This window comes from Gemmata sp. SH-PL17, assembly GCF_001610855.1.
In the GTDB taxonomy this organism is placed as follows: Bacteria; Planctomycetota; Planctomycetia; order Gemmatales; family Gemmataceae; genus Gemmata; species Gemmata massiliana.
The window spans coordinates 9,038,519-9,045,424 of sequence record NZ_CP011271.1; the positions used below are offsets into that span (position 1 = coordinate 9,038,519).

Genomic DNA, 6,906 nt, shown 5'->3' on the forward strand with positions numbered 1-6,906 from the left:
TCAAGAGGCATCTTTGCCTTCAATCCTGTCGATCCTGTTCATCCTGTCAAATATCTTTCTTAAACATCACGCCGGTTGGTCTGCGATCCCGTTGGTTTCTGCGTTCGCGCCGTCCTGCGGAGTGTTCGCGAACTCGGCGCTCGACGGGTTGTGGGCGTCGATCGAGCGGAGCAGCTTCGCGGCCTCTTCCAGATCGTTGCCCATACAGCACACGCTGATGACCACTTCCGCGAGCGCCGCGAACGGCAAGTCGTTCGTGAGTTCGACCCAGCGCGCGAGTTCGGTCGCGGTGAGTTCCGGCAACTTGCGGGCGAGGTACGCCTCCCGCATCCGGGCGTCCGGTGCGTCGATGCGCAGGATGCGGTCGAAGCGCCGGGGGCGCGAGATGATGCGCCGGTCGAGCTTCTCCGGGTAGTTGGTCGTCGCGAGGTTCACGGCCTTATCGACCTGGTGGTTGCCGTCGAGCCACTGGAGCAGGTCCGAGTCGCCGTAGTGCTCGATGATGGCGTCGATGTCCTCGAACACGCACACGATCGGTCGGGTCGGTTCCACGTCGCGGAACTTGCGCATGCACTGGATGAAGTCGCTCGGGTACTGGCAGTAGAACGCGAGGTGCCCGTCGGCGATCACGTCCGCGATGATCTGGTTGACCAGCGAGGACTTCCCGCACCCCTGCTTCCCGTAGAGCAGGTACCCGCGCCGGTGCAGGTACCCGTAGCGCGCGAACCGGTCGCCCAGCGCCCAGAATTTCTTGATCTCGTTCTGCACGCGGGCCGGGAGGCTGTCCGGGAAGTGGATCAGTTCGTCCGCCTGGAGTTCGCGGGCCTGGTAGTTCGGGTTCCCGCACCCGTCCGTGTAGACCGTGTACGCGCCGGCCGGGAGCGCGTCCGTCGTGCGCCCGCACACCTGGTACCGGTTCGGCCCGGTAATCATCCACTGGTAGCCGTACTCGTTGCGGACCGGGAGGCGGTTCACCATTGCGTCCTCGGGGGGTGAGGGTGTGCGAACAAGACCACAGAAGTTGGTTCGTGGTTCGCGCGGAGAAATTGGAGCGGAGAAATTTGTACCCCGGCGCCGAACCGGACGCAGTGTCGGTAGCCGGGCGAAAACCTTTGAGTCGCGGTCGCGCCCCGCGTAACGTATCGGCGGGTCGTTTCGTTCCCCGTCGGAGCCGCACATGCGTTACCGCGCACTATTTGCGCTTCTCGCCGTCACCTGCGTTCTCGCCCGTGCGTCGGCCCAGCCCAAGGTGGCGGCGCCGCCGGACGCGGTGTTCGACAAGTACCGCGCGGCCGATAAGGAGGCCGCCCGCAAGTTCTACAAGAAGCACATCGACATGAACGGGCTGTCGATCCTCGCGGCGCAGGAGGTCGCGGACGAGGCGCTCGTGCGCACGCACCACATCGTCACGCACATGCTCACGGGGCGCCCGGACGTGCTGGAGGCGATGGCGAAACACGGCACGCGGCTCATCATCATCGGCAAGGATCAGGTCTACACCGACATGCCGGAGTACCGGAACACCCCGAACCCGGCGTACATGAACGAGCGCGTGCGCGGGACCGGCGGGCTGGGGGTCACGAGCTTCGGCGAGGAGAACCTGCTGAACCTCGCGGGTGACCGGTACGACGACGAGAGCATCGGCGTTCACGAATTCCTGCACACCGTCGACGCGGCCCTCGGGCGCGTTGATGTGGGCTGGCGCAACCGCCTGGGCGAAACGTACAAGGGTGCGGTGGAGAAGGGCTTGTGGAAGAACACCTACGCGGCCTCGAACCCGGCGGAGTACTGGGCCGAGATCGCACAGTGCTATTTCGACTGCAACCGCGTGAACAACTGGAACCACGGCCCGATCGCGACGCGCGAGCAACTGAAACAACACGACCCGGACGGCTACGAACTCGTGCGGAAGACGATGAACCTGAAGCCGGAGAACGACTGGCGGTACGCGCCGGTGCGCAAACAGCCGAGCGTGATCGCCCCGCCCGCGCGGTTCAAGTTCGACGGCTACTACACCAAGTTCACGTTCGCCCGCGAGTTCCCTATGCTGGGGTCGAAGCACGTAAGTGATGCGGCCCTACTCGCGGCGAACGACATCGTGCGCAAGATGTTCGCGTACCGGCACGACATCCTGAAAGCGATGATCGCGGACGGCGCGCGGCTCGTGGTTTTGGGTCGCGCGGAGAAGCTGAGCGATCTGCCCGAGTTCGCCGGCGCGAAGAACAAGACCGAACTCGATCTCGTGCGGTACCTCGACTACTCGCCGGCGCTGAAGCTGATGGTCGTTCCCGAGGAGAACGTGCTCAACACGGCCGACGACCTTCTTGCGGGGAAGTGTGTGACGGTGAGCGTGTTTGCGAAGGGGCTGTATCACGTGACCGCGACGCGCCCGGTGGACCCGGAGTTCGAGAACCGGCGCGAGAAGCAGCAATACGAACTGCGCGTGAAGCGCCTGGACTCTGAGTTCGACAAAAAGGTTTCCAAGTTGTTCGACGCGGCTAAGGAAAAGAAGCTGTGGAAGGGTACGGCGGCCGCCCGCGACCGCGCCGAATACTGGGCCGCGGGCGTGGAGGCGTACTTCGACGCGGTCGGCACGGGCGTCGCTCCGAACGGGGCCGATCGGCCCATCACGACGCGCGAGATGCTGAAGGCTTACGACCCCGAACTGTTCGCGCTGGTGGACGAGACGATGGCCTACAAGGAGCGCGTCGACTGGCGGGTTAAACGGTAAGAGACGAAAGGCGCGGGCGTCAGTGCTACTCGGTTGGTGGACGTGATCGATAGAACCGTCGCAGCTCGGCTAACTCTCCGGCGACGGTGAACTCTGCGAAGTTACCACAACTCTCGCAGTGCCGGATGTATTCCAGTGCTTCGCTTGCTTCGTCCGTCTTAACCGCTTCCAGAAATTGTTTGGTGACTTCGAGCCCGGCTCCACAAAGGAGCGCCACATCAATGCCGCAGTGCGTATCGAAGTTGCATTGCTTGGCTCGCCAGATCAGCAACACATCTTCGACAATCCCAAGCGAGAACAGTTGCGCGCACAACAGTCGCATGAGGAACTGGTCGCCGATCTCGTTCACTTCCAGTCGAATTTGTTCGTCCAGTGCAGCACCAATGGTGGGCCGATCGGCGATGCTGGCCGGTAAGCCGAATCGGTGCAGTGCTGCTTCGACGCCCCGCCAACTGTCGTCCTCATCCGCCACGTTGGTGCGTTCCTTTGGACTAAAAATTCTGCTCACCTGTCCAAAGTGGCACAGGTGAGCGGCGCTAGTAACGCACTCGATGGGTACTGGGTGCAGCGGGGTTCCCGGATCGATGAAACTCGATCCGGGAACCCCGCCACCGAATCCGGCTGCTCAGTGGAACAGGAACTTCTCTCGCCGAATTCGGTTACAGAAAGTCAACCTCACAACACAGATACGGCTCACTGAGCGGGCTTGATCTCAAACTTGCGGGCAACGGGCACGGCGAGTTTGTAGATCTCGGCTTGGGCCGCGTCGATCTTGTCCATCCGCTTCTTCAGCTCCGCCGGCTTGCGCTCGGTGGCCACGTCCGCGAGCCAGTCCGGGGCGTTGAACATCACCACGCCGAAGAACCGCTGCGCGACCATGTTGTTCTTCGCGTTGATCGCCTGGAGCACCTTGTTGCTCTGCTCCCACACCGGTCCGGTGGTGGCGTTACCGAGGTTCACACCCTTGCCCAGTTCCGCCGCGGAGAACTTGCCCACCGCGGTACCGCCGATGCTCACGGTGTAGTCGCCGTCTTTCAAACCTTGCACGGTCAGGCCGTAGTAGTTCAGGTCTTTCAGCTCATTCGTGTACGGCAGCATCGGGAGCCAGTCCTTCTGGACCGGGAGTGGCAGGGCGTCGTCGGTGCGCGTAAAGGTCACGCTCGTGGGCGTGACTTCCAAACCGTCCACTTTGCACCCCTTACCGGCCGCTTGCGAGCTTTTCACCTCCACTGAAACGTCGCTGACCAGCGCCGGCGCGTGCAGCCCGGTGAGGATCGCGTGGGCCATCAGCATCCCGCCCGGAGGGGAAGTGTGGAACCCGTCGTAGTACGGCACGGCCTTTTTCGCCATCGGGTCGTCGACTTCCATTTTGTCGGTCGCGGCGCGCGTGATCGCGTACTGGTCGACGAAGCTCACCTTGTGCTTGGTCGCGAGATCCTTGAGTGGCGCGTAAAACTCCTTCTGCGTCTCGACGTATTGTTTGCCGTTCGTCTTGTTGCGACGGTCCACCGCGTTGGGCGAGAGCAGCGCGACCCGCGCCCCGGCCTTGTTCGCCAGGTCGAGCATGGCCCCGGTCTTCTCGACGAACACCTTGTTCGCCTGCGGATTGAACGCGCCGTACCCGCCATCGTTCATGCCGAAGTTGATCGTGATGGCGGTGGGCTTCTCGGCGAGAACGTGCGTTTGGAACCGGTTCGCGCCACCATTAGCGGTGTCGCCACCGATCCCCGCGTTGATAAACGTGAAGTTCCCCTTCGGCATCCGCGTCGTCAGGTACAGTTCGATGTACGTCGAGTACTGGTACTGGGCGGTGATGCTGTCACCGAGGAAGACGATGCGGTCGTTCGGATTGAAGAAGAAGTCCTTTGCCGCTCCCTCCCGTGCCGCCGAGGTCGGTTGAGGATCAGCGGCTTGAAGTGTGGGGTGAGTGGGTGCGAGTCCGACAGCGAACACAGACACAAACGCGGCCGAAGCGAGCAAGCGAACCATCGGTTAAACCTCGTGCGGAAAGGTGGCACGAGGCGGATTGTAACTCGGTGCGCGGCACAAATGCCAACAGTTTAGCCGCAACGCAAAGCGCGAATGCGCTCAGACCTTCTTGAACTGTGTAGTGAGTTCAAAAGTACCGTCAGGCAGCGGAACCTTCTGGTAGTCGCCGAAGAGGTTCGGCGCGTCTTTCTGGAGCACGTCGAGGATCGCTCCTGCAAGCTTGCGGATCTCGGGTTCGGCGAACGCGGACCCGCGCTGCTCGAAGAAGTGCCGCAGCGCACGGGCGTTGGCCGTGATGAAAATCTTCGTCTCGGTCGCGTTCGGCAGCACGCTGCGTGCGGCCTGACGCGCGGTCTTGCGCCGGGTGGTGCGGTCCGCATTGAGTGGGAGCATCGCCGCTGTCGCTGCCGCGGGATCGGTCAACTTCGTGTTCAGCGCTTCGGCCAGTTTGACGTAGGCCGCGTGCGACTGCTTCACGGTTTCGAGCCAGATCGCGTGCAGCTCGGGGTCGTTCGCGATGATGTCCGGCTCGACGTACTCGGCCACCGACTCATCAACGTAGCGCTGCGAGAGTTGCGAGAACCCGAACCCCGCACGGTGCCGCACCAGTTCGTGCGTGAGCGAGCGCGACACCCCGGTGAGAAGCAGGTTCCAGACGGCGTGTTCGAGCACGCTACCGTGGCCGACTTCTTTGATGTGCGTGAGGTACGCCGCGTTCCCGCCCGGGCGGGGTTTGGCGAAGCTCATGTAACACACGCGCCCGGCCGTTTCGGTGAGCACCTCACCGGCGACCTCGCTGTCACTCTCCCAGCTCACGCCGTGGTCCGCGAGGAAGCGGTCGAGTTCGGCGTCGTCCACGGTTTGTTTGCCGAGTACGTACACCGACGGCTCTGTGATGACGCGGATACCGGTATCCACAGAAGAAACTGTTAGGTGAGGAGTAGGCACAACCATGTGCGAGGCCCGTCCGTGGGTTCAAGTGTAATCGGAGTTATCGGCGTTTTCGACAGGCGAACTGGACCTCTAACCCAGTTGAATAATTCTTCAGATATACTTGGCTAAATGCCTCAATTTAACGTGTCCCCGGCCGCGCCGCACGAACTGCTGCCCGCTTGCCGGATTTTGTTCGCACGCACACCCGGTGCCGAACGTGACCGGGCTGCGGAGCACTGTCACGATCGGCTCCTTTCCGACGGCGAAGCTTCGACCATTTTTGTTGCGAGAGAGAATGGGCGCCTGCGGGCCGCGGCCCTTGTTCAAAAGCTGCCGGGGGCGCTCGGAATCGCGCTACCTCCGCGCGGTCAGTCCCGGCAACTTGAAGACGCGGTTACCGTGGCTGCGTGCACGTGGCTCCAGGAGCGCGGGGTGAAGGTGTGTCAGGCGTTCGCGACGGCTGATGAACGCGACGAAATGACTCCACTCGAACGTAACGGCTTCAAACACACCACGCAGTTAGTGTTCTTAAAGCACACCGGTACCCGAACAAAAAGCCTAGCGCAACCATCCTCTCGGCTGACGTTCGCGTTTAGTGCGCCGCCGCTCGTCGATGACATGCGCGGTACGCTCCTTGCCACACACGTGGACAGTCGAGACTGTCCCGAATTGAACCGCCCGCGGACCGCGGACGAAATCGCAGAGGCGTTCACCGAAGCGCTTCATTCCGAGTGGTATCTCGCGACGCGAGACGACGAACACGTCGGTTTGGCGATCGTTGAGCCGGGCGCGGAGGGGGCTATTGAGCTAACGTACCTGGGAATCGAACCCGGGCTGCGCGGGCACGGATTCGGTTCGGAATTATTGAACTTCATCGTCACTTCGGTCGGGTACTCCGGCCCGTTGAATGTGTCCGTGGACGCACGCAACTTACCGGCTATGCGCCTCTACGCGCGCCACGGATTCGTTGAGTACGATCGGCGCGAGGTTTGGCTCGCGTCGTGGGGCGCGTAACTTCACTCCGATTCCGTTCAAGTACACCTTCGCGCTTGCAATTGGGGCACATGCGCCCGTCGGCGCCATATTGCGCCTTCTGGCGCGATTACTGCGCGCATACCCGGCGCGCGTGACTCTACCGGCCGCGCCAAGCGCCGGTCCCGGCTCGCGCCACTTACCGACCTTCCAGCGCGTAGGCGCGGGGCTTCTGGCGCAGATATTGAGAAGAACTCAGACCTGCACCGGGGAGTTAGTCA

6 protein-coding genes are annotated in these 6,906 nt (G+C 62.5%); 2 read left to right on the forward strand and 4 right to left on the reverse strand.

The genetic code is table 11. The features are described 5' to 3' along the window. Window positions 1-66: 66 nt before the first annotated feature. Window positions 67-978: an AAA family ATPase gene (locus tag VT84_RS37845; RefSeq protein WP_052549369.1), complete on the reverse strand. Its 912-nt coding sequence runs from the start codon at window positions 976-978 to the stop codon at window positions 67-69. A 199-nt stretch (window positions 979-1,177) separates the two neighbouring features. Here VT84_RS37845 and VT84_RS37850 point away from each other — a divergent pair, with 199 nt between their 5' ends. After that, window positions 1,178-2,731, forward strand: coding sequence for a hypothetical protein (locus VT84_RS37850; protein ID WP_082843186.1), 1,554 nt, complete (start codon window positions 1,178-1,180; stop codon window positions 2,729-2,731). A 25-nt stretch (window positions 2,732-2,756) separates the two neighbouring features. Here the strand turns inward: VT84_RS37850 and VT84_RS37855 are convergent, their stop codons facing one another. The 3 genes from VT84_RS37855 to thyX form a co-directional block, all read right to left on the reverse strand. Continuing rightward, window positions 2,757-3,203 carry a hypothetical protein gene (locus tag VT84_RS37855; RefSeq protein ID WP_082843187.1) on the reverse strand — a complete coding sequence of 149 codons (447 nt, stop codon included), beginning with the start codon at window positions 3,201-3,203 and terminating at the stop codon, window positions 2,757-2,759. Between the two features lie 221 nt (window positions 3,204-3,424). Then, entirely contained in the window at window positions 3,425-4,720 is a 1,296-nt protein-coding gene (locus VT84_RS37860; RefSeq protein ID WP_082843188.1) for an SGNH/GDSL hydrolase family protein, read from the reverse strand. A gap of 99 nt (window positions 4,721-4,819) precedes the next feature. After that, complete coding sequence (gene thyX / locus VT84_RS37865) at window positions 4,820-5,626, reverse strand: FAD-dependent thymidylate synthase (protein WP_410000414.1); 807 nt, start codon at window positions 5,624-5,626, stop codon at window positions 4,820-4,822. A 156-nt stretch (window positions 5,627-5,782) separates the two neighbouring features. On the opposite strand from thyX, the gene VT84_RS37870 reads away from it, so the two are divergent. After that, window positions 5,783-6,667 carry a GNAT family N-acetyltransferase gene (locus tag VT84_RS37870; protein WP_082843189.1) on the forward strand — a complete coding sequence of 295 codons (885 nt, stop codon included), beginning with the start codon at window positions 5,783-5,785 and terminating at the stop codon, window positions 6,665-6,667. Window positions 6,668-6,906 lie beyond the last annotated feature (239 nt).